The sequence below is a fragment of the Pseudomonas sp. Q1-7 genome, assembly GCF_028010285.1.
Taxonomy (GTDB): Bacteria; Pseudomonadota; Gammaproteobacteria; order Pseudomonadales; family Pseudomonadaceae; genus Metapseudomonas.
Genome location: NZ_CP116304.1, coordinates 2480323 through 2506091 on the forward strand (window position 1 = coordinate 2480323; position 25769 = coordinate 2506091).

Here is a 25769-nt window from a genome sequence, read left to right on the forward strand (position 1 = left end):
GTCATGGCCCATGAGCTGTATACCCGCACCAACCAGAAACTCTTCTTCGCCGGCCTGTCACTGGAGTCCTGGCGCAAGGCGGAAGAGGGCAGGGCGATGAATGCCCAGGCGCTGGCGCAATCCGAGCGCGAGGCGTCGCTGTTCCATCTTTATGGTGCGCTGCTCGGTCTGTGCCATGAGATCGCCGGTTACTACCGCCTTCCCGAGGCGAGCGCACCACGCGTCGAGTTGTTGCTGACACCTGAGGTGCTGGCGGCGGCACCGAGTCCGGAGCTGGCCGAGTTGGTCGAGCTGGCACAGCAGGGGGAGACCTGGCTGGCCGAGCTGCTGGCTGCATACGGTGCCTTGTTCATGCCGCCCCAGGCGCCGAAGCAGGCCAAGGTCGATCCGACCTTGCCGCTGATCACCGCCGTCAGCGTGGAAGAGGAGGTGGAGCCGTTGTCGCGGGAGGTCCTGGAGTCCTGGCGGCAGAATCTGAAATCCCTGGCCTTGCGCTTCCGCGAAACCCTCAGCGAATGCTGATTTGATCGACGGACTAGGGCGTGCTGGCGGCTGGCTGGTACAATGGCCGCCTTTCGTGGAGAGATAAGCCTATGCCTACGTCCTTTCTGGAAATTGTCGAGCTACCCGACGGGCGCATTATCCTGCGTCGGGCTGATGACGAGGAGGCGTTGGTGACGCTGGACTTCTCCTCCGATGCCAAAGCCTTTCTCCAGGGGCATCACCTGGAAGTCGCCAAGGCCATGCTGAATGTCGGCGTGCAGATGGCCGGTCGACTGGCCGAGGGCGATATGGATCATCACGACGGACCACGCGTTCTGCATTGAAGTGTGGAGCCGAATCTTCCGTTGATTCGGTTACCGTCTGATGTCATCGGCCCTGGGTGTTCACCTGGGGCCGTTGCTTTTCAGCCCAGTTGAATGTTCAGGCTCTGGGCGCTGCCCTGGCGTGCGGCTTGTGCCAGTTGGCGTTTGGCTTTTTGTCCCAGTTGCAGCCAACTGACCACCGTATGACTGCGGCCCAGGCGCAACGCTTCGCATGCGAGTTCCAGTGCGCTCTGCTCGCCGCGCGGTTGCAGGAGCAGGATGCGCTCGCGGTTGAGGCCGGATTCGCGCAGCCAGTCGCGGGTCAGGCCTGCAGGGGCGCCAATCAAAGTCAGCCAGCGGGCATCCTGTTCTTCGCTCAGTTCCCGCAGCACCGAGGCCAGCAAGTTCCGGCAGTGGCTGGTGGCACCGCGCAGCGAGAGCTCGCTGAAGGCTTCCGGTTCCTCTGGGCCGGGTTCTTCCACGACATCGGTCAGCATCGGCACTACGGGATTGGCCAGGATGGCGTCGTGGAACAGGGGGAGCTGTGACCGGCCAAGCGACTGCGGGAACTGCATAAAGCCTCCTTTAACGGCGGATCACGCCGACACTCAAACCTTCTATCACCAGGTCCTGCTTTTCCAAGCTCACCTCAATGGGGGCGAACTCGGGGTTCTCGGCAATCAGCCAGACCTTGTCGCCCTCGCGCTTGAAGCGCTTGACGGTGACTTCATCGCCCAGGCGAGCTACTACCACTTGGCCATTGCGGGCCTCGCGGGTACTGTGCACGGCGAGCAGGTCGCCATCGTAGATACCGATGTCCTTCATGGACATGCCGCGAACGCGCAGCAGGTAGTCGGCGCGGGGGTGGAAGAAGTCGGGGTTTATTCGGCAGGATTCTTCGATGTTCTGCTGGGCGAGAATGGGCGCGCCGGCGGCGACCCGGCCAATCACCGGCAGGCCGTCGTCTTCATTGTTCCCGGGTTCGAAACCGGGAATGCGGATGCCACGGGAGGCGCCGGGCGTCATTTCGATGGCGCCCTTGCGAGCCAGGGCCTTGAGGTGCTCTTCGGCGGCGTTGGGCGACTTGAAGCCAAGTTCCTGGGCAATTTCTGCCCGGGTCGGAGGAAACCCGTTGTCTTCAAGGCAGCGCTTGATGAATGCGAGAATCTCGGCTTGGCGGGGCGTCAGTTTCAGCATGGCGGCGCTCTGTTTTTATATACAGTGACTGGGATTATATACAGTGATCCAGTCTTGGCAATGCTTGTTTTCTGGAATGGTTGGAAAGCGGGAAGGGTTATGAGCAGGTGAGGCTTCCCGTGATCGGGCGGCTGGGAGGGTGACCGTTGCGTCGGATGGTGGCGTGTACGGCTTGACAAGCTGACCGGCTGAAACGTATGTTTCAAACAAGTGTTTGTCAGGCGGAGGAGCCATGGCCCAGTCGGAAACCGTTGAACGCATTCTGGATGCTGCGGAACAGCTGTTCGCGGAAAAAGGCTTCGCCGAGACCTCGTTGCGCCTGATCACCAGCAAGGCAGGAGTCAACCTGGCTGCGGTGAACTATCACTTCGGCTCGAAGAAGGCGCTGATCCAGGCCGTGTTCTCGCGCTTTCTCGGTCCGTTCTGCCAGAGCCTGGAGCGCGAACTGGACCGTCGCCAAGCCAAGGCCGAGAGCAAGGCCAGCCTCGAAGAACTGCTGGAAATGCTCGTCGAGCAGGCCCTGGCGGTAAAACCGCGTAGCGGCAATGACCTGTCGATCTTCATGCGTCTGCTCGGACTTGCATTCAGTCAGAGCCAGGGCCACTTGCGCAAGTACCTGGAAGAGGTTTACGGCAAGGTTTTCCGTCGTTATATGCTGCTGGTCAACGAGTCGGCGCCCAAGGTGCCGCCTCTGGAGCTGTTTTGGCGCGTACATTTCATGCTCGGCGCGGCGGCTTTCAGCATGTCGGGCATCAAGGCGCTGCGCGCCATGGCGGAGAATGATTTCGGCGTGAACACCTCCATCGAGCAGGTGATGCGCCTGATGGTGCCTTTCCTGGCGGCCGGTATGCGCGCTGAAACCGGCGTCACCGACGAGACGCTGGCCGCTGCGGTGCTGAAACCTCGCAGCAAGGCCCCGGTGGCACCAGCCAAGGCTTAAAACCATATGGGCTCGGGCGAGCCGATCGGCTAAGCTTGCGGCCCATGCAAAACCTCGATCTGCTGCATATTTCCATTGCCGACCAACAGCTCTACGGGTTCGCCGAAGGGCGTCTGGTGCTGCGCATGCCGGTTTCCACCGCCCTGAACGGTCCCGGCGAAACCAATGGTTCCAATTGCACGCCCCGTGGGCTGCATCAGGTTCGTGCGCGAATTGGTGACGGCCTGCCCCTAGGGGCGGTACTGCGTGGCCGGCGCTGGACTGGTGAAGTCTGGGATCCCGAGTTGCACGAGCGCTTCCCGGGGCGCGACTGGATCCTCAGTCGCATCCTCTGGCTGAGCGGCTGCGAACCCGGCCGCAATCGCCTTGGGGCGGTCGACAGCTTCCGTCGCTACATCTACTTGCACGGCACGCCGGACACCGAGCCCATGGGCGTACCCCGTTCCCATGGGTGCATTCGTCTGCGCAATACCGATGTGCTGGAACTCTTCGAGCGCGTGCCCGTCCACTGTGCGGTGCGCATCGACGAAGCGCCTTGCCCGGCTTGGGCGATGGCATCCCTCTCTTAAGGATTTTTCATGCAAGGTTCCCTGATGCTGGATATCGGTGGCACCTGGCTGACCGCCGAGGATCGGCAGATCCTCCGTCAGCCGGAAGTTGCCGGCTTGATCATCTTCGCCCGCAATATCGAGAGCCCGCGTCAGGTGCGCGAGCTCTGCTCATCCATCCGTGCCGTTCGTCCGGACCTGATTCTTGCCGTCGACCAGGAAGGTGGTCGCGTACAGCGCCTGCGCCAGGGGTTCCTGCGGCTGCCGGCGATGCGAGCGCTGGCGGACAACGACAATGCCGAGCAACTGGCCGAGCAGTGCGGCTGGTTGATGGCGACCGAAGTGCTGGCCGTGGGGCTGGATATCAGCTTCGCCCCGGTGCTGGACCTCGACCACCAGCGCAGCGCGGTGGTCGGTAGTCGCGCCTTCGAGGGCGACCCGGAGCGCGCAGCGCGCCTGGCCGGTGCCTTCATTCGTGGCCTGCGCCAGGCGGGCATGGCTGCCACCGGCAAGCACTTCCCTGGCCATGGTTGGGCGGAGGCCGATTCCCATGTGGCGATTCCCACCGACGAGCGCAGTCTGGAGCAGATCCGCCTGAGCGACCTGGTGCCCTTCGCGCGTCTGGCTTCCGAGCTGGACGGTATGATGCCGGCCCACGTGATATACCCGCAGGTGGACAATCAGCCGGCCGGGTTCTCCCGCCGTTGGCTGCAGGATATCCTGCGCGGCGAATTGAAATTCTCCGGTGTCATCTTCAGTGATGACCTGTCCATGGCCGGCGCCCATGTCGTTGGCGATGCCGCCGAACGTATCGAGGCGGCACTGAGCGCCGGTTGCGACATGGGATTGGTGTGTAACGACCGCGCCGCCGCCGAGCTGGCTCTCGCGCGTCTGCAGCGCCTGGGCGCCAAGCCCCCGGCCAGCCTGGCGAGGATGCGCCGGCGCGCCTTCCCCGGTACTGAGTACCGCCAGGATCCCCGCTGGCTGCAGGCCGTTGCAGCCCTGCGCGAAGCCCAGTTGATCGATTGAGGAACCGAAATGACCGTCTACGCCATCATTGGTGGTACAGGCCTGACCCAGCTCGATGGCCTGAGCATGAAAGCCCTGCTCAACCCTGAGACGCCCTACGGCGCGCCGTCGGCCGGCATCGTCCACGGCGAATACGCTGGGCACGATGTGCTGTTCCTGGCCCGCCACGGCCACCCCCACCGGATCGCGCCACATCAGGTGAACTACCGTGCCAACCTCTGGGCCCTCAAGCACGCTGGTGCTCAGGCGGTGATCGCGGTGAATGCCGTGGGAGGCATCCATCCAGCCATGGGCAGCGGCCACCTGGTGGTACCGCATCAGGTGATCGACTACACCCACGGGCGCGCCGGTACCTTCTTCGAAGGGGGGCTGGACCACGTTACCCATATCGATTTCAGTCATCCTTATGACGAAGCGCTGCGCAGCAAGCTACTGGCGGCCTTGAACGCCTGCGACTATCCGCACAGCGATTTCGGCGTCTACGGCTGCACCCAGGGGCCGCGCCTGGAAACCGTGGCGGAGATCGTCCGTCTGGAGCGCGATGGCTGCGACATCGTTGGCATGACCGGCATGCCGGAGGCAGCCTTGGCGCGTGAGCTGGGCCTGCCATATGCCTGTCTGTCGCTGGTGGTCAACCCGGCGGCCGGCAAATCCGAAGGCATCATCACCATGGACGAGATTGAGGCTGCATTGGCTGAGGGCATCGGCAAGGTGCGCAATGTCCTGGCTCATCTGATGAAGGGCTGAAGCGACTCGCGCCGCTGGCAGGTGGAACGCCTCGTTACCTGCCAGCGGCGCGTGTCAGGCGAATCGCGGCAGGGGCGCGAAGAGGGCGTCGATGTCGTCCTCCTGCAAGCGCCAGCCTTCCTTTTCCTGGCCATCGAGAATGCCCCGCGCCAGCGCGGCCTTCTGCGCTTGCAATTGCTGGATTTTCTCCTCCACCGTTCCGCGCGAAATCATTCTGTAGACGAACACGGGCTTGTCCTGACCGATGCGATAGGCGCGGTCGGTGGCCTGGCGCTCCACCGCGGGGTTCCACCAGGGGTCGTAGTGGATCACGGTGTCCGCGGCGGTCAGGTTCAGGCCGGTGCCGCCGGCTTTCAGGCTGATGAGGAAAAGCGGTACCTCGCCGTTCTGGAAGCGTTGCACCGGCGTGCGACGGTCGCGGGTATCGCCGGTGATCTGGACATAGCCGATGGCGCGCTTGCGCAATTCGTCCTCGATCAGTGTCAGCATGCTGGTGAATTGCGAAAACAGCAGCACCTTGCGGCCTTCTGCGATGAGTTCCTCGAGCATTTCCATCAGGCTGTCCAGCTTGCCTGAGCTGCTTCCCCGTGAGCGGCCGCTGCCGTCTTCGATCAGCCGAGTGTCGCAACATACCTGGCGCAGTTTCAGTAGTGCTTCGAGGATCACGATCTGACTGCGCGCCAGGCCCTTGCGGTCGATCTCCTCGCGTACCTTGTGATCCATGGCCAGGCGCACCGTCTCGTAGAGGTCGCGCTGGCGATCGCTGAGTTCGACCCATTGGGTGATTTCGCTCTTGGCTGGCAGTTCGGTGGCCACCGCTTCCTTGCTGCGGCGCAGCAGGAAAGGCTTCAGGCGGGCGTTGAGGTGAGCCAGGCGCGTGGTGTCGCCGTGCTTCTCGATCGGTGTGCGGTAGTTGCGCACGAAGCTCTGGTTGTCGCCCAGCCAGCCGGGCATGAGGAAATGAAACAGCGACCAGAGCTCGCCAAGGTGGTTCTCCAGCGGCGTGCCGGTGAGGCACAGGCGCTGCCTCGCGTCCAGCTGGCGCGCCGCCTGGGCCGCCTTGCTGGTGGGGTTCTTGATGTACTGCGCCTCGTCGAGGATCAGCAGGTGCAGCGACGTTTCCGCGAAGTGCTCCAGGTCCCGGGGCAGCAGGGCATAGGTGGTCAGCAGCAGGTCGTACTCGCCCATGCGCTCGAAGGCCTTTTTCCGCCCGGGGCCGTGCAGGGCGAGTACGCGCAGCCCCGGCGCGAAGCGGGCGGCTTCGTCGAGCCAGTTGGGGATCAGGCTGGTGGGCATCACCACCAGGGCGGGGCGATCCAGGCGGCCGGCTTCCTTTTCGATGAGCAGGTGGGTCAGGGTCTGCAGCGTCTTGCCCAGGCCCATGTCGTCGCCGAGGATGCCGCCGGCCCCGACTTCCCGCAGAGTCTGCAGCCAGGCCACGCCTTCCAGTTGATAGTGGCGCAGGTCCGCGTTCAGGCTTTGGGGTGGGGTGATGACGAGCTTGTCGCTGTCGCGCAGCTTGCGCGCCAATTCACGCAGTTCGTCGCCGCCCTGCCAGTGCAGGTCCAGGCCTTCGAGTTGGATCAGGCGCGCCGCGTCGGGACGGCTCAGGCGCAGGCTCTGGCTCGGGTCCTGGTCGCGCTGGTAGAGCTCGCCCAGGGTGGTCAGCACCGGTTTGAGGCGGGAGAAGGGCAGCATCACCTGAAGGGGGCGGCCATCCGTGGCGCGGGTGGCATCCAGCTGCAGGCGCAACTGCTCGTCGTCCTTGCGCCGTTGCAGGTGTTGCGGATCGAGCAGCTCGGGGGTGCGCTGGATCAGTCGCAGCAATACCGGAAGCAGGCTGATGCGCTGGCCTTCGACGACGATGCCCAGCTCCAGGTCGAACCATTCTCGGCCAGGCGCTTCGTCCACTTCGGCGTACCAGCCTTCGACCTGGCTCAGGTCGAACTGGAAGCCGGGGCGAATATCGATCTGCCAACCCTGTTCACGCAATGCCGGCAGGTGTTCGCGCATGAACTGGAGCCAGTGTTCGTCGCTGGGTAGCTCGAACATTTCGGCGCTGTTGGCCGGCAGCGCCAGGCTCTGCCGCAGGGCCTCCCTGAAACCCAGTTGGCGCAGGCTGTCGCGCCAGGCCTGCTCGGCCTTCGGCTGGCGGGCGATGGAAAGTCGCTCGCCGTTGGCGCGATGCTGCAGTCGCTCCGGGCGCATCGGCTTGCCGTGGGTATGGGCGCCGCCGTAGTCGAACAGAAGGCCGGCGCGGTGCTGCTGGCTGCCGACCATGCGCCCGCTGCGCAGGTCGTACTGGCTCTGGGCGTGGCTGCCGAAAATCAGGCGCGGCACGGGCAGCAGATCGTCCACCAGGCGTTCGCTGGGTGGAGGTGGGAGCTGCCAGCCTTCCGCGGGGCGTGTCAGGAGGACGCTGATTGCGGCGACGCAGTGCTTGCAGTTGTAGCTCACCGGGCAGCTGCAGTTTCCGACCACGCCCAGGCCTCCAGGCGCGAGTCGAATGCGCTGCGTGTAGAAATGGCCTTCAGAGCCTTCGCAGCTGGTTTCGACGGCCTTGTCGCTCAGGCTGAGTAGGCGAATGCGATCTTCCGTGGCGTACTTGAGGCCGCGCGCGAGTGCGTCTGGGTCGAAGTCCAGGCGCCAGTCCATCTGCCTCAGCTGTTCCAGCAGAACGCTCATGGGGCCTTAGAGGGGGCTGATACGGATCAGGATGCCCAGGTTGCCGTGGTCGAGGTAAGTGAGTTCGCCGTTCTTCAGGCGGGTGCCCTGGCGCAGGCGCTCGCTGCTGCTGATCAGGCCGCTGCCATCGAACTGGTTGATCCAGAAGTCGGCCTCGGCGTCGACGCTGCGATCGAGGGTGAGCGCCAGGGTGCCTTCCACCGGAAAATGTCCGAGCTGCGGTTCGCCGATGCTCACCGCGACCTTGTTGGGGATGGCGGAGAGGTTCTGCGACCAGGCCTTGTGCAGCAGCACTTCATAGCCAGCGTTGGGGTTGAGCTTGGCGGCTTCGCCGTCCAGTGCGGTGGCGCGTTCGCTGCCGGCAATGGATTGGCTGCCCGCAGCCCAGTCGTCCGGCGCCGGTTGGCTGGAAGGGATGGGGTCGCCAGCCTGGCGGAAGATGATCATTTCCACCGAATAGAGTCCGTCTGCGAAGGCGGCCGGGGCCAGCAGGGCGAGCAGCAGGGCGAAGTTACGAATGGCACGCATGGGTGGGTCCTTATTGGGGCATCGTTCCGCAGACTACTGCGGGGTCAGGCGTTCGAACAGCGCTTCAAGGGTATTGAAGCGTTCTTCCGGGCGTTCCATGGGAACCTGGAACTTGAACTGGGTGGCGCCTTCGAACTTGTAGCGCTTGGGCTGGCCCTGGATCAGCTTGATCAGCACCAGCGGGTCGACACAGGTGTCGGCGGCGAACTCGATGCGGCCGCCCTGGGGGCCGGCGTCGACCTTTCTGATGCCGAGCTTCTCCGCCTGCAGTTTAAGTAGGGTCAGGCGCACCAGGTGCTTGGTGGGCTCGGGCAGCAAGCCGAAGCGGTCGATCATCTCCACCTGCAGTTCTTTCAGGCCGTCCTCGTCGGCTGCGGAGGCGATGCGCTTGTAGAGGATCAGCCGCGCGTGCACGTCCGGCAGGTAGTCCTCCGGGATCAGCGCCGGCACCCGCAGGTTGATTTCCGGTCCGCCGCCCAGCGGTTGCTCCAGGTTGGGTTGTTCGCCCTTGCGGATGGCTTTCACTGCGCGCTCGAGCATTTCCATGTAGAGGGTGAAGCCGACGGCCTGGATTTGCCCGCTCTGGCCCTCGCCCAGCAGTTCGCCGGCGCCACGGATTTCCAGGTCGTGGGTGGCGAGGACGAAGCCGGCGCCGAGGTCCTGGGCATTGGCGATGGCCTCCAGGCGCTTCTCGGCGTCCGGGGTCATTTGCTTGCGCGGCGGCGTCAGCAGGTAGGCATAGGCCTGGTGGTGGCTGCGGCCGACCCGGCCGCGCAACTGGTGCAACTGGGCCAGGCCGAACTTGTCGGCGCGCTCGATGACGATGGTGTTGGCGCTGGGCACGTCGATGCCGGTCTCGATGATGGTGGAGGCCACCAGCACGTTGAAGCGCTTGTGGTAGAAATCGCTCATCACCTGTTCGAGTTCACGTTCGCGCATTTGCCCGTGACCGACGGCGATGCGCGCCTCTGGCACCAGCTCGGCCAACTCGGCGGCGCATTTCTCGATGGTCGCCACCTCGTTGTGCAGGTAGTAGACCTGGCCGCCGCGCAGCAACTCGCGCAGCAGGGCCTCCTTGATCGCGGTGTTTTGCCGCTCCATGACGAAGGTGCGCACGGACAGGCGGCGCGCCGGGGGCGTGGCGATGATCGACAGGTCGCGCATGCCCGCCACGGCCATGTTCAGGGTGCGTGGAATGGGCGTGGCGGTGAGGGTGAGGATGTCCACTTCGCTGCGCAGGGACTTCAACTGCTCCTTCTGGCGCACGCCGAAGCGGTGTTCTTCGTCGATGATCGCCAGGCCGAGGTTCTTGAAGCGCACGTCATCCTGCAGCAGCTTGTGGGTGCCGATGATGATGTCGATCTTGCCTTCGGCCAGCTGCTGCGCCGCACCTTCCACTTCCTTGGCTGACTTGAATCGGCTCATCACCTCCACGGTCACCGGCCAGTCGGCGAAGCGGTCGCGGAAGCTGTTGTAGTGCTGCTGGGCGAGCAAGGTCGTAGGGACCAGCACCGCGACCTGTCTGCCACTGTGGACGGCGACGAAGGCCGCGCGCATGGCGACTTCAGTCTTGCCGAAGCCGACGTCGCCGCAAACCAGGCGGTCCATCGGCTTGGGCGCCAGCATGTCCGCCAGCACCGCTTCGATGGCGGCCTGCTGGTCGGGGGTTTCCTCGAAGGGGAAGCCGGCTGAGAAGGTCGCGTAGTCGGCCTTCGGGTCCTTGAACGCATAGCCTTCGCGGGCGGCCCGGCGGGCGTAGATATCCAGCAGTTCGGCAGCGACGTCGCGGACCTGTTCGGCAGCCTTGCGCTTGGCCTTCTGCCAGGCTTCCGAGCCGAGGCGGTGCAGCGGGGCCAGGGCGTCGTCGCTGCCGGTGTAGCGAGCGATCAGGTGGAGGCTGGCCACCGGCACATAGAGCTTGGCGTCCTCGGCGTATTGCAGGGCGAGGAATTCGGCGGCCTGGTCGTCGATTTCCAGGGTGATCAGGCCCAGGTAGCGGCCGACTCCGTGGTCGATGTGCACCACGGGGGCGCCCTCGCGCAGCTCCGCGAGGTTCTTGATCACGTTGTCGCCGGCGTCGCCACGGCGCTCGCGGCGCCGACGCTGCATTACCCGCTGGCCGAAGAGCGGGCTCTCGGCGATCAGCGCGATGCCCGGATCATCCAGCAGCAGGCCTTCGTCCAGCGGGGCGATGGTGATGGCCAGGCGCTGGTCGCTGGCGATGAAGGCCGGCCAGCCTTCGACTTCCTGCGGGCGTACCTTGAGGCGGGCAAGCATTTCCAGCAGCACTTCGCGACGTCCCGCCGATTCGGCGCTGAATAGCACGCGGCCGGGGAATTCGTCGAGGAACCGGCGCAAGGCGGCCAGCGGTTCCGTGGCCTTGGCCTGGATCGCCAGGTCGGGCAGGGCGCGGGCGGAGAAACGCTCACGGCCGACGCCGGGCTCGAGGTCTTCCTGGCTCAGCACCAGGCGCGGCGAACCCTTGAGGCGGGCGAAGCAGTCCTCCACGGGCAGGAAGAGTTCGGCGGGGGGGACCAGGGGGCGCTCTGGGTCGACGCGCCGCTCCTCGTAGCGGTTGCGGACATCGGCCCAGAACTGTTCGGCAGCCTGTTCGATGCCCGGCAGGGAAAACACCTGGGTGTCCGTTGGCAGGTAGTCGAAGAGCGTCGCGGTCTCCTCGAAGAACAGCGGCAGATAGTACTCGATGCCGGCGGGGGTGATGCCGCTGGCCAGGTCCTGGTAGATGGGGCAGCGGCGGAAGTCTACGTCGAAGCGCTCGCGGAAGCGTCCGCGGAAGTCGGTGACGGCTTTCTTGTCCAGCGGGAACTCGCGGGCCGGCAGCAGGCGGATGGAGTCCACCTTGTCCACCGAGCGCTGGGTTTCCGGGTCGAAGGTGCGCAGGGTCTCGATCTCGTCGTCGAACAGGTCGATCCGGTAGGGTTGGTCGCTGCCCATGGGGAAGAGGTCGATCAGCGCGCCGCGCACGGCGAACTCGCCGTGTTCGTAGACGGTGTCCACGCAGCGATAGCCGGCTGCCTCCAGGCGCAGGCGCATCTGTTCCACATCGAGCTTCTGGCCGACATCCAGCACCAGGCTGGAGCCAAGCAGAAAGCGCGTTGGCGCCAGGCGGTGCAGGGCGGTGGTGATCGGCACGACCAGTACGCCGCGCCTGACTTCGGGGAGCCGGTAGAGGGTGTCGACGCGCTGGGAAATGATGTCCTGGTGCGGCGAGAAGAGGTCGTAGGGCAGGGTTTCCCAGTCGGGAAAGTGCAGGACGTCCAGTTCCGGGGCGAAGAAGCCGAGTTCCTGTTCCAGGCGTTCGGCAGTCTGGCTGTCGGCCGTCAGCAGCAGGGTGAAACGCTTGCCGGCGCTGGTGGCTTCGGCGATGGCCAGGCTCAGGGCAGCACCGGGCAGGTTGCCCCAATGCTGCTTGCCGGCGGCGGAGGGCAGGGGCGGGAGGCGCAATACGGACACGGGCAAGGGGGCTCCGGTCGGGAAAAGATCGGCGGATTGTAACTATCCCGACTAGCGGATGTCAGTGTTGGGGCCGCTGCTGATTGCCGCCGCCTGCGCGCGCCGTCATAATGTAGCCCCTTTTTTCATCCCCTACATGTGGAAGGTACTGCCCGTGACTCAGAAGCCCGACCAGTGTCTCGGTGAATGGATCGATCGTGAAGCCCTCGCGGAAGCCATGATTCCGATGATTGGCCAGCTGTATCGCAACAATAATGTTGTGACTTCGATCTATGGCCGTGGCCTGATCAACCGCTCCGTGATCGCCATCCTCAAGGCGCACCGTTTTGCCCGTCACCGCCTGGCGGACGAAGCTGAACTGTCGGTTCACGAAACCTTCCCGATCCTCAAGGCCATGAGCGAGCTCAAACTGGGCGCCGCCTCCGTGGACCTGGGCAAGATGGTTGCCAAGTACAAGGCCGAAGGTAACGGCCGCAGCATCGAGCAGTTCACCAAGGATGAACTGGCCGACGTGGTCGGCAAGCAGAACGGCAACGCCCGCGAAGGCACCGACGTCGTCCTGTACGGCTTCGGCCGCATCGGCCGCCTGCTGGCGCGTATCCTGATCGAGAAGACCGGTGGCGGCGACGGCCTGCGCCTGCGCGCCATCGTCGTCCGCAAGGGCGCGGAAAACGACCTGGTCAAGCGTGCCAGCCTGCTGCGTCGCGACTCCGTGCACGGTCCGTTCGATGGCACCATCGTCATCGACGAGGCCAACAGCACCCTGACCGCCAACGGCAACCTGATCCAGGTGATCTACTCCAACGATCCCGCTTCGATCGACTACACCCAGTACGGCATCAAGAATGCCCTGCTGGTGGATAACACCGGCAAATGGCGTGACGCCGATGGCCTGGGCCAGCACCTGAAATGCCCGGGTATCGATCGCGTGGTCCTGACCGCTCCGGGCAAGGGCGCGCTGAAGAACATCGTTCACGGCATCAACCACGGCGACATCACTGCTGACGACAAGATCGTCTCCGCCGCTTCCTGCACCACCAACGCCATCGTGCCGGTGCTGAAGGCGGTCAACGATCAGTACGGCATCGTCAACGGCCACGTCGAAACCGTTCACTCGTACACCAACGACCAGAACCTGATCGACAACTTCCACAAGGGCAGCCGTCGCGGCCGCAGCGCTCCGCTGAACATGGTGATCACCGAGACCGGTGCCGCCACCGCCGCCGCCAAGGCCCTGCCTGTCCTGAAAGGCAGGCTGACCGGCAACGCGATCCGCGTTCCGACGCCGAACGTCTCCATGGCGATCCTGAACCTGAACCTGGAGAAGGCCACCAGCCGCGACGAGATCAACGAATACCTGCGCCAGATGGCCATGCATTCGGACCTGCACAAGCAGATCGACTACGTCTCTTCCCAGGAAGTGGTGTCCTCCGACTTCGTCGGCTCCCGCCACGCCGGCGTGGTAGACGCCGAAGCCACCATCTGCAACGACAACCGCGTTGTCCTGTACGTCTGGTACGACAACGAGTTCGGTTACAGCTGCCAGGTGGTACGCGTGATGGAAGACATGGCCGGGGTCAACCCGCCGGCGTTCCCGCGCTAAGTCGTGACCTGTGAAGAACGGGAGCTTTCGGGCTCCCGTTTTTCATTGTTGCGTTTGTAATCGGATAACAAGAATCGCTCGGGGAATTCCCAGATGGAAGGACACCACCTTCACCAGGGGCCGCTTAAAAGGGGCCTGAAAAACCGCCACATCCAGCTTATCGCGCTGGGCGGCGCCATCGGTACCGGCCTGTTCCTGGGCTCGGCCGGGGTGCTCAAGTCGGCCGGTCCGTCGATGATTCTCGGCTATGCCGTCGCCGGCTTCTTTGCGTTCCTGATCATGCGCCAGCTGGGCGAAATGATCGTCGAAGAGCCGGTGGCCGGTTCCTTCAGCCATTTCGCCCACAAGTACTGGGGTGGCTATGCGGGTTTTCTTTCCGGCTGGAACTACTGGGTGCTCTATGTGCTGGTCGGCATGGCCGAACTGACGGCCGTGGGCAAATACATCCAGTTCTGGTGGCCCGAGGTGCCCACCTGGGTGTCGGCGGCGGTCTTCTTCGTGCTGATCAACCTGATCAACCTGGCCAATGTGAAGGTGTTCGGCGAAGCTGAATTCTGGTTCGCCCTGATCAAAGTGGTCGCCATCATCGGCATGATCGTCCTGGGTATCTACCTGCTGGTCAGCGGCGAAGGTGGTCCGCAGGCGGCGGTCGACAACCTCTGGAGTCATGGCGGCTTCTTCCCTAATGGCATCGAAGGCCTGGTGATGGTCCTGGCCATCATTATGTTCTCCTTCGGTGGCCTGGAGCTGGTGGGTATCACCGCAGCCGAGGCCAGCGAGCCGAAGAAGGTGATCCCGAAGGCGATCAATCAGGTGATCTACCGCATTCTGATTTTCTATATCGGGGCCCTCAGTGTGTTGCTGATGCTGTACCCTTGGGACAAGTTGCTGGAAACCCTGGGCGCCGCTGGCGATCCCTACAGCGGCAGCCCCTTCGTGCAGATTTTCTCCCTGATCGGCAGCGACGCCGCCGCCCATATCCTCAATTTCGTGGTGCTCACCGCCGCGCTGTCGGTTTACAACAGCGGCGTCTACTGCAACAGCCGGATGCTCTATGGTCTGGCCGAGCAGGGCGATGCGCCCCGGGCGCTGATGAAGGTGGATGACCGAGGCGTGCCGGTACTGGCCATCGGTGTCTCGGCGCTGATCACCTTCCTCTGCGTGGTGGTCAACTACCTGGCGCCGCAGAAAGCCCTTGAGCTGTTGATGGCGCTGGTGGTCGCGGCCCTGGTGATCAACTGGGCCATGATCAGCCTGTCTCACCTGATGTTCCGCAAGAGCCTGAACGCCCAGGGCATTCAGCCCTTCTTCAAGGCGTTCTGGTATCCCGTCGGCAATTACCTGTGTCTGGCCTTCGTGGCGCTGATCCTGGGTGTAATGCTGATGATTCCGGGCATCAACGTGTCGGTCTACGCCATTCCCTTCTGGCTGGCGCTGATTGGTGTCTGCTATTGGTTCAAGCGCTCTGCCGCTCGCGCTACCGCCCACTGAGGCGGGGTAGGGGGCCACAAGGAACGGGAGCCATCGGCTCCCGTTTTTTTGCGCGCAGGGTGCGGCTGTCGCCAAAGGGCGGGGGGTAGAGCGGTCGACCCGTGGTTCACAAACGGACGCTGGGTTGCCCTGGACTGGCTAAACCACTGAAAAGAAAGGGCTTGGCTGGCAAGCGCGGGAGCGGCTCTCTATAATCCGCCGCTTAACCGTCCGAAATGCAGCACAGTCGTGCCATCCCATGTTGGTGCGAGTTGGGCGTTTGGGCCCCGGGGCCCGGGTATTGCGGGCAGAAATCCTGTATCAGGCGAAACCTATGATCAGAATCAAGCGAGGGCTGGACCTGCCGGTGGTGGGGGAGCCCGTCCAGCGAATCGACGCCGGACGCCCGGTTCGGAGCGTTGCCGTCATCGGCTTCGACTACCACGGCATGAAGCCGACCATGGATGTCCAGGTGGGGGATCGGGTCAAGCTCGGTCAGCCATTGTTCTCCGACAAGAAGACCCCGGGCGTGATCCATACCGCGCCCGCCGCCGGCGTGATCAGCGCCATTCACCGTGGCGAGCAGCGTGTACTGCAGTCGGTGGTGATCGATGTCGACGGCGACGACGAAGTTCGTTTCGAGCAATATCCCGCCGCGCAACTCGACCAGTTGGACGCGCAGCAGGTGCGTGACAACCTGGTGCGGTCCGGCCTCTGGACCGCCCTGCGCACCCGGCCATTCAGCCGCGTGCCGGCCATCGACGCCACCCCCAGCTCGATCTTCGTGACCGCGATGGATACTCATCCGCTGGCCGCCGATCCCGCCATCGTGATCGCCGAGCACGCCGAAGACTTCGAGCACGGCCTCAAGGTCCTCGCCCGCCTGGCGCGCGTCTTCCTCTGCAAGGCCGAGGATGCCAGCCTGCCGGGCGAAGGCCTGGCCCAGGTCCGCAGTGAGTCCTTCGCCGGGCCGCATCCGGCTGGCCTGCCCGGTACCCACATCCATTTCCTCGATCCGGTGAGCGCCAGCAAAAGCGTCTGGCACATTGGCTATCAGGATGTGATCGCCATCGGCAAGCTGTTCACCAGCGGTCGGCTCTGGGTCGAGCGTGTGGTCGCCCTGGCGGGGCCGGCGGTGGAGAAGCCGCGCCTGCTGCGCACCCGTCTGGGCGCGAACCTGGACGAACTCACCGCCGGTGAGCTGCAGCCCGGTGCGAATCGCGTGGTCTCCGGCTCCCTGCTCGGCGGACGCACGTCTCGTGGCGCCTGCGCCTACCTGGGTCGCTATCACCTGCAGGTGTCCTGCCTTGCGGAAGGCAGTGATCGCGAGCTGCTGCACTACCTGCGCGCCGGGGTGAACAAGCATTCGGTGCTGAACATCTTCGTTTCCAAGCTGCTGGGTGGCCGCAAGTTCGCCTTCAGCACCAGCACCAACGGCAGCCCGCGCGCCATGGTGCCGGTGGGCAACTACGAGGCAGTGATGCCCCTGGACATCCTGCCCACTCAACTGCTGCGCTACCTGATTGTCGGCGACACCGAAATGGCGCAGAAGCTCGGCTGCCTGGAGCTGGATGAAGAGGACCTGGCACTGTGCAGCTACGTCTGCGCCGGCAAGTATGAGTACGGCCCGATCCTTCGGGACAACCTCAGCCGTATCGAGAAGGAGGGCTGAATGGGCCTGCGCAAATTCCTCGACAAGATCGAGCACAACTTCGAGCAGGGCGGTCGTTACGAAAAGTGGTACGCCCTCTACGAGGCGATCGACACCTTTTTCTATCGCCCCGCCAGCGTCACCCGCACCACCGCGCACGTGCGCGACGGCATCGACCTCAAGCGGATGATGATCACCGTCTGGCTCTGCACCTTCCCGGCCATGTTCTTCGGCATGTGGAACGTCGGCTACCAGGCCAACCTGGTGTTCGCCCAGAGCCCCGAGCTGCTGGCGGCCCAGGATGGCTGGCGCTTCGCCCTGATCGGCTCCCTGGGCGGGTTCGACCCGAACAGCCTGTGGGACAACTTCATCCAGGGCGCTGCCTGGTTCCTGCCCATCTATGCCGTGACCTTCATCGTCGGCGGCTTCTGGGAGGTGCTGTTCGCCTCCATCCGTCGCCATGAGGTGAACGAAGGCTTCTTCGTTACCTCGGTGCTCTTCGCCCTGACCCTGCCGCCGAGCATTCCGCTGTGGCAGGTGGCGCTGGGCATCAGCTTTGGCGTGGTGCTGGGCAAGGAAGTCTTCGGCGGTACCGGCAAGAACTTCCTCAACCCGGCCCTTGCCGGCCGCGCCTTCCTGTTCTTCGCCTATCCGGCGCAGATATCCGGCGACGGAGTCTGGACCGCGGTGGACGGCTTCGCCGGCGCGACCTCCCTGGGCCTTGGCGCTGCCGGTGGCGTGGAGAGCATCGTCGGTCACGGCATCAGCTGGATGGACGCTTTCCTCGGCACTATCCATGGCTCCATCGGCGAGACCAGCACCCTGGCCATCCTGATTGGCGGCGGCGTGCTGCTGATCACCCGCATCGCCTCCTGGCGCATCGTCGCCGGCGTGATGCTGGGCATGATCGCCAGCAGTTGGCTGTTCAATGCCATCGGTTCCGAGACGAATCCGATGTTCGCCATGCCCTGGTACTGGCACCTGGTCCTGGGCGGCTTCGCCTTCGGCATGATGTTCATGGCCACCGACCCGGTCTCCGCCTCCATGACCGACACCGGCAAATGGGTCTTTGGCGCCCTGATCGGCCTGATGGTGGTATTGATCCGCGTGGTCAACCCGGCCTTCCCGGAAGGCATGATGCTGGCGATTCTCTTCGCCAACCTGTTCGCGCCCCTGATCGACCATTTCGTCGTCCAGGCCAATATCAAGCGGAGGCTGGCACGCAATGGCTGACCAGAAAGAATCCACTGTCCGCACCCTGATGGTGGCCCTGGTGGTCTGCCTGGTGTGTTCCGTGTTCGTCGCTGGCGGCGCCGTCGCGCTCAAGCCGGTGCAGGTGGAGAACCGCGAGCTGGACAAGCAGCGCAGCATTCTCGCCATCGCCGGCCTGGACGAGCCGGGCATGTCCGCTGGCGAGGTGAAGAAGCGTTACGCCGAACGCATCACCGCCAAGGTGGTTGACCTGTCCAGCGGCGACTTCACCGACGCGGTCCAGGCGGCCGGCTTCGATCCGCTGAAGGCCGCCAAGGACCCGACGCTCTCCGATGCGCTGCCCGCCGGGCAGGACATCGCGTCCATCAAGCGTCGCGAGCGTTATTCCACCGTCTACCTGGTGGAGCAGGACGGCAAGCTCGATACCCTGATCCTTCCGGTGCGAGGTTATGGCCTGTGGTCCACCCTCTACGGCTTCCTGGCGCTCAAGGGTGACCTGAACACCGTGGTCGGCCTCGGCTTCTACCAGCACGGCGAGACGCCCGGTCTGGGTGGCGAGGTGGACAATCCGAAGTGGAAGGCGCTGTGGAACGGCAAGAGCCTGTTCGACGAGCAGGGCCAACTGGCGATCCAGATCATCAAGGGCAGCGTCGATTCCGCCTCGCCCAATGCCGTTCACCAGGTGGACGGCCTGGCCGGCGCCACGCTGACCAGCAAGGGCGTCAACAACCTGCTGCATTTCTGGCTCGGCGAGAATGGCTTCGGTCCGTTCCTGGACAAGCTGAACAAGGGAGGAGCATGAGCATGGCGCAACCGACTATCCGCTCGGTCCTGCTGGACCCGATCCTGCACAACAACCCCATCGGCCTGCAGATCCTCGGCATCTGCTCGGCGCTGGCGGTCACTTCGAACCTGAAGACCGCGCTGGTGATGTCCGTCGCCCTGACCCTGGTGACCGGCTTCTCCAACCTGTTCATCTCGATGATCCGCAGCCAGATCCCGAGCTCCATCCGCATGATCGTGCAGATGGTGATCATCGCCTCGCTGGTGATCGTGGTCGATCAGGTGCTCAAGGCCTATGCCTTCAGTCTGTCCAAGCAGCTTTCGGTGTTCGTCGGCCTGATCATCACCAACTGTATCGTGATGGGCCGCGCGGAAGCCTTCGCGATGGCCAACCCGCCGCTGCTGTCCTTCTTCGACGGCATCGGCAACGGCCTGGGCTACAGCGCCATGCTGGTCCTGCTCGGCATCGTTCGCGAGCTGTTCGGCGCCGGCAAGTTGCTGGGCTACGAGGTGCTGCCGGTGATCAATGACGGCGGCTGGTACCAGCCCAACGGCCTGCTGCTGTTGCCGCCTTCGGCCTTCTTCCTGATCGGCCTGATCATCTGGACCCTGCGCAGTTGGAAGACTGAGCAGAAGGAAGCGCCGAGCTACAAGATCGCGCCCCAGGTATCCAACAAGGAGGCCTACTGATGGAGCATTACCTCAGCCTGTTCGTGAAGGCCGTGTTCGTCGAGAACATGGCCCTGGCCTTCTTCCTCGGCATGTGCACCTTCATCGCCATTTCCAAGAAGGTGGAGACCGCCATCGGCCTTGGCATCGCGGTAATCGTCGTGCAGGCCATCACCGTGCCCGCCAACAACCTGATCTTCACCTACCTGCTCAAGGATGGCGCGCTGGCCTGGGCCGGCCTGCCGGAAGTCGACCTGTCGTTCCTCGGCCTGCTCAGTTACATCGGGGTGATTGCCGCCATCGTGCAGATCCTCGAGATGCTGCTCGACAAGTACGTGCCCGCCCTCTACAACGCCCTCGGCGTGTTCCTGCCGCTGATCACCGTGAACTGCGCGATCATGGGCGGCACCCTGTTCATGGTGGAGCGCGACTACAACCTGAGCGAGAGCGTGGTCTACGGCGTGGGTTCCGGCTTCTCCTGGGCTCTGGCCATCGCGCTCCTGGCGGGTATCCGCGAGAAGCTCAAGTACAGTGATGTGCCCGAAGGCCTGCAGGGGCTGGGCATCACCTTCATCACCATCGGCCTGATGTCGCTGGGCTTCATGTCCTTCTCGGGCGTCCAGTTGTAAGGAGACGACATGCCGAGTTTTGAAATCTTCCTGGCCATTGGCATGTTCACCGCCATCGTCCTCGCACTGGTGGTGATCATCCTCGCGGCCCGCGCCAAGCTGGTCTCCAGCGGCGACGTGAACATCGTGATCAACGGCGAACGCACCATCACCGTGCCGGCCGGCGGCAAGCTGCTGCAGACCCTGGCCTCGCAAAACCTGTTCCTCTCTTCCGCTTGCGGCGGCGGCGGCACCTGTGCCCAGTGCAAGTGCATCGTCGAGAGTGGCGGCGGCGAGATGCTGCCCACCGAGGAGTCCCACTTCACTCGCCGCCAGGCGAAGGAAGGCTGGCGCCTGTCGTGCCAGACCCCGGTCAAGCAGGACATGCACATCGAAGTACCGGAAGAGGTCTTCGGGGTGAAGAAGTGGGAATGCACGGTCGAGTCCAATCCCAACGTGGCCACCTTCATCAAGGAGCTGACCCTGCGCCTGCCGGAAGGGGAGAGCGTGGATTTCCGCGCCGGCGGCTACGTGCAACTGGAGTGCCCGCCGCACCAGGTGGCTTACAAGGACTTCGACATCCAGCCCGAATATCGCGGCGACTGGGACAGGTTCAACCAGTGGAAGTACGTGTCGAAGGTGGATGAAACCGTCATCCGTGCCTACTCCATGGCCAACTACCCGGACGAGAAGGGCATCGTCAAGTTCAACATCCGTATCGCCTCGCCGCCGCCCGGCAAGGACGACCTGCCGCCAGGGCAGATGTCCTCCTGGGTGTTCAGCCTCAAGCCGGGCGACAAAGTTACCGTGTACGGTCCCTTCGGCGAATTCTTCGCCAAGGACACCGATGCCGAGATGGTCTTCATTGGCGGTGGCGCGGGCATGGCGCCCATGCGCTCGCACATCTTCGACCAGCTCAAGCGCCTCGGTTCGAAGCGCAAGATCAGCTTCTGGTACGGTGCGCGCTCCCTGCGTGAAGCCTTCTATACCGAGGAGTATGACCAGCTGGCTGCGGAAAACCCGAACTTCGAGTGGCACCTGGCGTTGTCCGACCCGCAACCCGAGGACAACTGGACCGGCCTCAAGGGCTTCATCCACAACGTGCTTTTCGAGAACTACCTCAAGGACCACCCGGCGCCCGAGGATTGCGAGTTCTACATGTGCGGTCCGCCGATGATGAACGCCGCGGTGATCAAGATGCTCACCGACCTGGGCGTGGAGCGGGACAACATCCTGCTGGACGACTTTGGTGGCTAGAGCGCTGCTGCCGTCGCTCCTGGCCGGCTTCCTGCTGGCCGGTTGCGGCGGTGATCGGCTGGAACAGTTCGGTGGCCCGACCATGGGCAGCAGCTATTCGGTGAAATACCTTCGCACGGCCTCGGGGCCTTCCGTGGACCAGGCCCGTGGCGAAGTGGAGCGCATACTCGCCGAGATCGATCGGCAGATGTCCACCTACCGGGCAGACTCCGAGGTGGAACGCTTCAACGCACTGCCGGCCGGCAGCTGCATGGCGCTGCCGGCGCCGATGCTGGAATTGGTGACGTTCGCCGGCGAGCTGTCGAAGGACAGTGAAGGCGCCTTCGACATGACGCTCGAACCCCTGCTCAACCTCTGGGGTTTCGGTCCGCAATCCCATGGCGACCAGGTGCCCAGCGCCGAGGCGATCGCTGCTGCCCGTGCCGATGTCGGCCAGCGGCACCTGGCCGTCCGTGGTCAGGAGTTGTGCAAGGACGCGGCCGTGCAGCTGGACTTCAACAGCATCGCCGCCGGCTATGCCGTGGACCGCGTGGTCGCGCGCCTTGGCGAGCTGGGCATCGACAGCGCCCTGGTCGAGATCACCGGCGAGCTGAAAGCGGTGGGACTCAAGCCCGATGGCACGCCCTGGCGCATTGCCATCGAAGCGCCGCGGGATGATCGTCAGGTGGCGCAGAAAGTCTTGCGCCTGGATGGGCTCGGCGTATCCACCTCGGGCGACTATCGCAACTATTTCGAGAAGAATGGCCAGCGCTACTCCCATACCCTCGACCCGCAAACGGGGGCACCTATTCGCCACAAGCTGGCGGCGGTGACCGTCGTCGACGAGTCGGCACTGCGGGCCGACGGTCTGTCGACCCTGTTGATGGTGCTGGGACCGGAGGCGGGGGAGGCGTACGCTGAAGCCAAAGGCATCGCTGCCTTCTTCGTGATCCGTGACGGCCAGGGCTTCGTCAGCCATGGCAGCAGCCGCTTCCGCGAGCGGTTCGAACTAGAGGAGCAATGAACATGACCTTCGTACTGGTATTTCTGATCATGCTGCTGGTGGTGCTGGGCATGGCCGTTGGCGTGATCATGGGGCGCAAGCCCATCGCCGGCTCCTGCGGCGGTATCGCCAACCTGGGGATCGAAAAGGAATGCTCGATCTGTGGTGGTGACCGGCAGAAATGCGAAGAGGTGAAGCAGGGCGCCGATGTAGTGGATTCAACGCTCGCCTACGACGCGACCAAGCGCTAATGTGCAGCGCCAGGCGGCTCGGCTAAGCTGCACGCCAGTTCCAGGTCCTGCCCGGGATCGCCGAAACAGGTTCCGAATGCCGCGGTGGGGTTCGCCGCGGATCTTGCCGGGGGCGCCAGAAGGCGCCCCGGCCCGTTATGAGGAGTAAGCATGGCTGTCTACAACTACGACGTAGTGGTGCTGGGTTCGGGCCCGGCGGGTGAAGGTGCGGCGATGAATGCCGCCAAGGCCGGGCGCAAGGTGGCGGTGGTGGACAACCGCCCGCTGGTCGGCGGCAACTGCACCCACCTCGGCACCATCCCGTCCAAGGCCCTGCGCCACTCGGTACGGCAGATCATGCAGTACAACACCAACCCGCTGTTCCGCCAGATCGGCGAGCCGCGCTGGTTCTCCTTTCCCGACGTGCTGAAGAGCGCCGAGCGGGTCATCGCCAAGCAGGTCGCCTCGCGCACCGGCTTCTATGCACGCAACCGCGTTGATGTGTTCTTCGGCACCGCCAGCTTCCATGATGAGCAGACCGTGGAAGTGGTCTGCACCAGCGGTGTGGTGGAGAAACTGGTGGCCAAGCAAGTCATCATCGCCACCGGCTCGCGTCCGTATCGTCCGGCTGACGTCGACTTCAACCACCCGCGCATCTACGACAGCGACACCATCCTCAGCCTCACTCACACGCCGCGTCGCATTATCATCTACGGGGCCGGGGTGATCGGCTCCGAGTACGCCTCGATTTTCAGCGGTCTGGGCGTGCTGGTGGACCTGATCGACAACCGCGACCAGTTGCTCAGCTTCCTTGACGACGAGATCTCCGACGCGCTCAGCTACCACCTGCGCAACAACAATGTGCTGATCCGTCACAACGAGGAATACGAGCGCATCGAGGGGCTGGAGAACGGGGTGATCCTGCACCTCAAGTCCGGCAAGAAGATCAAGGCCGACTGCCTGCTGTGGTGCAACGGCCGTACCGGCAACACCGACAAGCTGGGGCTGGAGAACATCGGCATCCAGGTCAACAGCCGTGGCCAGATCAATGTCGACCAGTACTACCGCACCGAGGTCGGTAATGTCTTCGCCGCCGGTGACGTGATCGGCTGGCCGAGCCTGGCCAGCGCCGCTGCCGACCAGGGCCGCTCCGCCGCCGGCAGCGCGGTGGAGAACGATAGCTGGCGCTTCGTCGATGACGTGCCAACCGGCATCTACACCATTCCGGAGATCAGTTCCATCGGCAAGAACGAGCGCGAACTGACCCAGGCGAAGATTCCCTACGAAGTGGGCAAGGCCTTCTTCAAGGGCATGGCGCGTGCGCAGATTTCCCATGAGCCGGTCGGCATGCTGAAGATCCTGTTCCACCGCGAGACCCTGGAGATACTCGGTGTGCATTGCTTTGGCTACCAGGCTTCGGAAATCGTGCACATCGGCCAGGCGATCATGAACCAGAAGGGCGAGGCGAACAGCATCAAGTACTTCGTCAACACCACCTTCAACTACCCAACCATGGCGGAAGCCTACCGCGTCGCGGCGTTCGACGGTCTCAACCGGCTTTTTTGAGCGGCACCGGCCGGGCGCCTGAGCCGGCCGGGGAGGACCCTCTCGGTGATCCGCGCACGTGGCGCTGGCCGAACCGGGAGAGCTTCTGATCAGGCGATGCCAGAAGCAGAACCGGCCCCTTGGGGCCGGTTCTGCTTTGGGTGGGAGGTGGAGGGCGTCAGCGTACGCCGAGGGTCGCCGCCGCCAGGCCCGGGAAGTCGGTAATGATGCTGTCCGCGCCGAAGTCGGCGAGGCGCCGCATCAAGGCCGGTTCGTTCACCGTCCATACCGACACATGCAGCCCTTCCTTCTGCGCCTTCAGCAGGCGCTCCGGCGTGCACAGGGTCCAGTTCAGCGCCAGCAGGTTGCAGCCGTGGTGCTTGGCCACCTTCAGCGGATCGAGCCAGGCGTACTCCGCCACCAGGCCGCGACTCAACCTCGGGGTCAACCGGTTGAGGGCGCGCAGTACTTCCCGCGAACTGGAAGTGACCGTCACCTTGTCCAGCAGGCCATGGCGCTCGGCCAGTTCCTGGATCGCCAGCACGGTCCGCGCGGCGCGAACCCGCGAGGCGCTCTTCACTTCCAGTTGCCAGTGATCGAACTCGCAGTGTTCGAACAGCGTCGCCAGGCGCGGAATGGGGCAGGGCTGGTGCCAGCCCGGGCCGCCCAGCCGTGCGTCATAGGTCACCAGCTCTTCGGCGTCGTGCTCCGCCACCTTGCCCCGACGGCCGGTGGTGCGCTTCAGGCTGGGGTCGTGGATTACCATCAGCTCGCCGTCACGGGACAGGTGCAGGTCCAGCTCGCAACGCTTCACGCCATGTGACAGGCATTGCCGGAAGCTGGCCTGGGTGTTTTCCGGGCATTCGCCCTTGGCGCCTCGATGGCCGTAGATCAGGGTCACGTTTATTCCCTAGGTGCTCTGGGTTGGTGGTGGCGAACGCTGTCGATGACCCGTCCGCTTTCGAAATAGACCGAAAAGTCGCGGTAGTCCCAGCGGCTGATCGGCGGTTTGCCTACCGCGGGATGCTCGGTGTCAGGCAGGCCAAAGCGTTCCAGGACGGCGCGCTGGCTATCGCCCCGGGCAGGCAGCGAAAGACTCAGGTCGCCCTGGTCGCCGATGGGGATTTCGAGGGTTTGCGCGCTTACGGGCAGCGCAATGAGGAGCAGGGACAGCAACAGGCCGGTACGCGTCATGCGAGGGTCTCAGGGCGAAGGGGAGGAACGTTCGCGGGCCAGGCGTCGCTGCTGGGCCTGCTTCTGCAGAATATGTCGTGCCAGCAGTTGGCGCTGGGCGTCGGTGAGGGCCTCGAACTCGGTGCCGATATCGAACTGGCCATCGTCGCGGGCCTGGTTGTGGATCACCACGGCGCGCAACAACAGACCCAGGGCCTGGGGCATCAGTACCATCTTGATCGACAGGCGGGTGCCCGCTTCGATGGGCTGCGCGCTGCTGAAACCGATGCCGCCTTCCGAGAGGGTGACCTGGCGTGCCGGGCCGATCTCCCGCAGCAGGCTCTGAGCCAGGGCCTGGCCGAGTAGGTCGATGCGCTTGTTGATGACCTTGAGGTAGTTGGCCAGTGTGCGATCGCGCTCATGGATATGCCGCAGCAAGTGCTGGGATTCGAAGTCCATCAGGTGCAGTTCGCTGAGCAGGCTGAAGAGCTGGGAAGCGCTGTCGGCGCCGCTTCCAGCAGCTGTTTCGCCCTGTTTCAACGGGTGAAATTCCAGTGCGATCGTATCTTCGATGCGGTAGTATTCGCGGCGGTCATCCGCGTCTCGTGTCGACATGGCGAACCCATGGCAGC

Annotated in this window: 25 protein-coding genes; 17 read left to right on the forward strand and 8 right to left on the reverse strand. The window is 64.1% G+C overall.

Annotated elements, in window-relative coordinates:
• Positions 1-3: 3 nt before the first annotated feature.
• A complete protein-coding gene (locus PJW05_RS11395) occupies positions 4-522 on the forward strand; it encodes a DUF6586 family protein (RefSeq protein ID WP_271411805.1) in 519 nt (172 codons plus the stop codon).
• A 71-nt stretch (positions 523-593) separates the two neighbouring features.
• The gene (locus tag PJW05_RS11400; protein WP_271411806.1) at positions 594-827 is read left to right on the forward strand and encodes a hypothetical protein; all 234 of its coding nucleotides are present in this window, start codon (positions 594-596) and stop codon (positions 825-827) included.
• A gap of 80 nt (positions 828-907) precedes the next feature.
• Here the strand turns inward: PJW05_RS11400 and sulA are convergent, their stop codons facing one another.
• A complete protein-coding gene (gene sulA / locus PJW05_RS11405; protein ID WP_271411807.1) occupies positions 908-1381 on the reverse strand; it encodes an SOS-induced cell division inhibitor SulA in 474 nt (157 codons plus the stop codon).
• Between the two features lie 10 nt (positions 1382-1391).
• A complete protein-coding gene (gene lexA / locus PJW05_RS11410; protein WP_271411808.1) occupies positions 1392-2003 on the reverse strand; it encodes a transcriptional repressor LexA in 612 nt (203 codons plus the stop codon).
• 232 nt (positions 2004-2235) lie between these two features.
• Here lexA and PJW05_RS11415 point away from each other — a divergent pair, with 232 nt between their 5' ends.
• Genes PJW05_RS11415 through PJW05_RS11430 form a run of 4 tightly spaced genes read left to right on the forward strand, consistent with a single transcriptional unit; the run spans position 2236 to position 5267 of the window.
• The gene (locus PJW05_RS11415; protein ID WP_271411809.1) at positions 2236-2943 is read left to right on the forward strand and encodes a TetR/AcrR family transcriptional regulator; all 708 of its coding nucleotides are present in this window, start codon (positions 2236-2238) and stop codon (positions 2941-2943) included.
• A gap of 44 nt (positions 2944-2987) precedes the next feature.
• Positions 2988-3512 (forward strand): L,D-transpeptidase, encoded by a 525-nt coding sequence (locus PJW05_RS11420; RefSeq protein ID WP_271411810.1) that lies wholly within the window; start codon positions 2988-2990, stop codon positions 3510-3512.
• 9 nt (positions 3513-3521) lie between these two features.
• Entirely contained in the window at positions 3522-4520 is a 999-nt protein-coding gene (gene nagZ, locus PJW05_RS11425; protein WP_271411811.1) for a beta-N-acetylhexosaminidase, read from the forward strand.
• A 9-nt stretch (positions 4521-4529) separates the two neighbouring features.
• Positions 4530-5267: an S-methyl-5'-thioinosine phosphorylase gene (locus tag PJW05_RS11430; protein WP_271411812.1), complete on the forward strand. Its 738-nt coding sequence runs from the start codon at positions 4530-4532 to the stop codon at positions 5265-5267.
• A 54-nt stretch (positions 5268-5321) separates the two neighbouring features.
• Here the strand turns inward: PJW05_RS11430 and PJW05_RS11435 are convergent, their stop codons facing one another.
• From PJW05_RS11435 to mfd, 3 genes are read right to left on the reverse strand one after another with little or no spacing between them, the layout of a single operon-like run.
• Positions 5322-7952: a DEAD/DEAH box helicase gene (locus PJW05_RS11435; protein ID WP_271411813.1), complete on the reverse strand. Its 2631-nt coding sequence runs from the start codon at positions 7950-7952 to the stop codon at positions 5322-5324.
• A 6-nt stretch (positions 7953-7958) separates the two neighbouring features.
• Positions 7959-8480, reverse strand: coding sequence for a CsiV family protein (locus tag PJW05_RS11440; RefSeq protein ID WP_271411814.1), 522 nt, complete (start codon positions 8478-8480; stop codon positions 7959-7961).
• A gap of 33 nt (positions 8481-8513) precedes the next feature.
• Positions 8514-11954, reverse strand: coding sequence for a transcription-repair coupling factor (gene mfd / locus PJW05_RS11445; protein WP_271411815.1), 3441 nt, complete (start codon positions 11952-11954; stop codon positions 8514-8516).
• Between the two features lie 136 nt (positions 11955-12090).
• Between mfd and PJW05_RS11450 the strand changes: the two genes are divergently transcribed.
• From PJW05_RS11450 to sthA, 11 genes are all read left to right on the forward strand, one after another.
• Entirely contained in the window at positions 12091-13557 is a 1467-nt protein-coding gene (locus tag PJW05_RS11450; protein WP_271411816.1) for a glyceraldehyde-3-phosphate dehydrogenase, read from the forward strand.
• A gap of 93 nt (positions 13558-13650) precedes the next feature.
• Entirely contained in the window at positions 13651-15048 is a 1398-nt protein-coding gene (locus PJW05_RS11455; protein ID WP_271411817.1) for an amino acid permease, read from the forward strand.
• A gap of 313 nt (positions 15049-15361) precedes the next feature.
• Complete coding sequence (locus PJW05_RS11460) at positions 15362-16699, forward strand: Na(+)-translocating NADH-quinone reductase subunit A (RefSeq protein WP_271411818.1); 1338 nt, start codon at positions 15362-15364, stop codon at positions 16697-16699.
• Positions 16700-17911, forward strand: a complete 1212-nt coding sequence (locus PJW05_RS11465) for an NADH:ubiquinone reductase (Na(+)-transporting) subunit B (RefSeq protein WP_271411819.1) — start codon at positions 16700-16702, stop codon at positions 17909-17911. It begins immediately after the preceding gene.
• Positions 17904-18692, forward strand: coding sequence for a Na(+)-translocating NADH-quinone reductase subunit C (locus PJW05_RS11470; RefSeq protein ID WP_271411820.1), 789 nt, complete (start codon positions 17904-17906; stop codon positions 18690-18692). Before PJW05_RS11465 ends, PJW05_RS11470 begins: the two co-directional genes overlap by 8 nt.
• Positions 18689-19363: an NADH:ubiquinone reductase (Na(+)-transporting) subunit D gene (locus PJW05_RS11475; protein ID WP_271411821.1), complete on the forward strand. Its 675-nt coding sequence runs from the start codon at positions 18689-18691 to the stop codon at positions 19361-19363. Before PJW05_RS11470 ends, PJW05_RS11475 begins: the two co-directional genes overlap by 4 nt.
• Positions 19363-19971, forward strand: a complete 609-nt coding sequence (gene nqrE, locus PJW05_RS11480; protein WP_271411822.1) for an NADH:ubiquinone reductase (Na(+)-transporting) subunit E — start codon at positions 19363-19365, stop codon at positions 19969-19971. Before PJW05_RS11475 ends, nqrE begins: the two co-directional genes overlap by 1 nt.
• A 9-nt stretch (positions 19972-19980) precedes the next feature.
• Positions 19981-21207: an NADH:ubiquinone reductase (Na(+)-transporting) subunit F gene (nqrF, locus tag PJW05_RS11485; RefSeq protein ID WP_271411823.1), complete on the forward strand. Its 1227-nt coding sequence runs from the start codon at positions 19981-19983 to the stop codon at positions 21205-21207.
• 82 nt (positions 21208-21289) lie between these two features.
• Entirely contained in the window at positions 21290-22210 is a 921-nt protein-coding gene (locus PJW05_RS11490) for an FAD:protein FMN transferase (RefSeq protein WP_271412208.1), read from the forward strand.
• Between the two features lie 2 nt (positions 22211-22212).
• Positions 22213-22440 (forward strand): (Na+)-NQR maturation NqrM, encoded by a 228-nt coding sequence (gene nqrM / locus PJW05_RS11495; protein ID WP_271411824.1) that lies wholly within the window; start codon positions 22213-22215, stop codon positions 22438-22440.
• Between the two features lie 150 nt (positions 22441-22590).
• Positions 22591-23985, forward strand: coding sequence for a Si-specific NAD(P)(+) transhydrogenase (gene sthA, locus PJW05_RS11500; RefSeq protein WP_271411825.1), 1395 nt, complete (start codon positions 22591-22593; stop codon positions 23983-23985).
• A gap of 157 nt (positions 23986-24142) precedes the next feature.
• Here the strand turns inward: sthA and PJW05_RS11505 are convergent, their stop codons facing one another.
• Genes PJW05_RS11505 through PJW05_RS11515 form a run of 3 tightly spaced genes read right to left on the reverse strand, consistent with a single transcriptional unit; the run spans position 24143 to position 25752 of the window.
• The gene (locus PJW05_RS11505; protein WP_271411826.1) at positions 24143-24865 is read right to left on the reverse strand and encodes a glycerophosphodiester phosphodiesterase; all 723 of its coding nucleotides are present in this window, start codon (positions 24863-24865) and stop codon (positions 24143-24145) included.
• A gap of 2 nt (positions 24866-24867) precedes the next feature.
• Positions 24868-25158: a phosphodiesterase gene (locus PJW05_RS11510; protein WP_271411827.1), complete on the reverse strand. Its 291-nt coding sequence runs from the start codon at positions 25156-25158 to the stop codon at positions 24868-24870.
• A 9-nt stretch (positions 25159-25167) separates the two neighbouring features.
• Positions 25168-25752 (reverse strand): PilZ domain-containing protein, encoded by a 585-nt coding sequence (locus PJW05_RS11515; RefSeq protein ID WP_271411828.1) that lies wholly within the window; start codon positions 25750-25752, stop codon positions 25168-25170.
• Between the last annotated feature and the right edge of the window lie 17 nt (positions 25753-25769).

Excerpts from the sequence above, each read along its gene's own strand:
- PJW05_RS11395 (WP_271411805.1), top strand. The coding sequence starts at position 4 with ATGGCCCATGAGCTGTATACCCGCACCAACCAGAAACTCTTCTTCGCC.
- PJW05_RS11400 (WP_271411806.1), top strand. The coding sequence starts at position 594 with ATGCCTACGTCCTTTCTGGAAATTGTCGAGCTACCCGACGGGCGCATT.
- sulA (WP_271411807.1), bottom strand. The coding sequence starts at position 1,381 with ATGCAGTTCCCGCAGTCGCTTGGCCGGTCACAGCTCCCCCTGTTCCAC.
- lexA (WP_271411808.1), bottom strand. The coding sequence starts at position 2,003 with ATGCTGAAACTGACGCCCCGCCAAGCCGAGATTCTCGCATTCATCAAG.
- PJW05_RS11415 (WP_271411809.1), top strand. The coding sequence starts at position 2,236 with ATGGCCCAGTCGGAAACCGTTGAACGCATTCTGGATGCTGCGGAACAG.
- PJW05_RS11420 (WP_271411810.1), top strand. The coding sequence starts at position 2,988 with ATGCAAAACCTCGATCTGCTGCATATTTCCATTGCCGACCAACAGCTC.
- nagZ (WP_271411811.1), top strand. The coding sequence starts at position 3,522 with ATGCAAGGTTCCCTGATGCTGGATATCGGTGGCACCTGGCTGACCGCC.
- PJW05_RS11430 (WP_271411812.1), top strand. The coding sequence starts at position 4,530 with ATGACCGTCTACGCCATCATTGGTGGTACAGGCCTGACCCAGCTCGAT.
- PJW05_RS11435 (WP_271411813.1), bottom strand. The coding sequence starts at position 7,952 with ATGAGCGTTCTGCTGGAACAGCTGAGGCAGATGGACTGGCGCCTGGAC.
- PJW05_RS11440 (WP_271411814.1), bottom strand. The coding sequence starts at position 8,480 with ATGCGTGCCATTCGTAACTTCGCCCTGCTGCTCGCCCTGCTGGCCCCG.
- PJW05_RS11450 (WP_271411816.1), top strand. The coding sequence starts at position 12,091 with ATGTGGAAGGTACTGCCCGTGACTCAGAAGCCCGACCAGTGTCTCGGT.
- PJW05_RS11455 (WP_271411817.1), top strand. The coding sequence starts at position 13,651 with ATGGAAGGACACCACCTTCACCAGGGGCCGCTTAAAAGGGGCCTGAAA.
- PJW05_RS11460 (WP_271411818.1), top strand. The coding sequence starts at position 15,362 with ATGATCAGAATCAAGCGAGGGCTGGACCTGCCGGTGGTGGGGGAGCCC.
- PJW05_RS11465 (WP_271411819.1), top strand. The coding sequence starts at position 16,700 with ATGGGCCTGCGCAAATTCCTCGACAAGATCGAGCACAACTTCGAGCAG.
- PJW05_RS11470 (WP_271411820.1), top strand. The coding sequence starts at position 17,904 with ATGGCTGACCAGAAAGAATCCACTGTCCGCACCCTGATGGTGGCCCTG.
- PJW05_RS11475 (WP_271411821.1), top strand. The coding sequence starts at position 18,689 with ATGAGCATGGCGCAACCGACTATCCGCTCGGTCCTGCTGGACCCGATC.
- nqrE (WP_271411822.1), top strand. The coding sequence starts at position 19,363 with ATGGAGCATTACCTCAGCCTGTTCGTGAAGGCCGTGTTCGTCGAGAAC.
- nqrF (WP_271411823.1), top strand. The coding sequence starts at position 19,981 with ATGCCGAGTTTTGAAATCTTCCTGGCCATTGGCATGTTCACCGCCATC.
- PJW05_RS11490 (WP_271412208.1), top strand. The coding sequence starts at position 21,290 with ATGGGCAGCAGCTATTCGGTGAAATACCTTCGCACGGCCTCGGGGCCT.
- nqrM (WP_271411824.1), top strand. The coding sequence starts at position 22,213 with ATGACCTTCGTACTGGTATTTCTGATCATGCTGCTGGTGGTGCTGGGC.
- sthA (WP_271411825.1), top strand. The coding sequence starts at position 22,591 with ATGGCTGTCTACAACTACGACGTAGTGGTGCTGGGTTCGGGCCCGGCG.
- PJW05_RS11510 (WP_271411827.1), bottom strand. The coding sequence starts at position 25,158 with ATGACGCGTACCGGCCTGTTGCTGTCCCTGCTCCTCATTGCGCTGCCC.
- PJW05_RS11515 (WP_271411828.1), bottom strand. The coding sequence starts at position 25,752 with ATGTCGACACGAGACGCGGATGACCGCCGCGAATACTACCGCATCGAA.